The organism is Stenotrophomonas sp. GbtcB23 (genome assembly GCF_019091045.1).
Lineage (GTDB): Bacteria > Pseudomonadota > Gammaproteobacteria > Xanthomonadales > Xanthomonadaceae > Stenotrophomonas > Stenotrophomonas rhizophila_A.
The window spans coordinates 1-274 of sequence record NZ_JAGXKC010000394.1 but is presented as its reverse complement, the minus strand read 5'-3'; the positions used below and the strand labels follow the sequence as shown (position 1 = coordinate 274).

1 pseudogene is annotated in these 274 nt (G+C 67.2%); it reads right to left on the bottom strand.

The window, feature by feature from the left end:
* Window positions 1-274: pseudogene (locus tag KVS69_RS19540) on the bottom strand (NADP-dependent phosphogluconate dehydrogenase); the annotation flags it as partial.

Here is a 274-nt window from a genome sequence, read left to right as displayed (position 1 = left end):
CAGATCTTGGCGATGGTCGGCATCGGCAGGTTCCTGTTATATTCGGCGGAAGCGGTGGCCATCACCGCGAACCCTTGCGCATAGGCCCCGATCTTGGCGGCCGGCAGCGCGTTTTCGAGGTCGGCCAGGAAAGCCATGCCGTCCTTCGGCTTTTCGGTGACCTTCGGCAGGCCGAAGATCTCTTCCGCAGCGAGGCGCCCTTCCCGCAGCGACGAGAGGAAGCGTCCGGCAACGGCGGCTTCGGAGGCGGGGGGGGGTACGCCCCGGGTCAGGG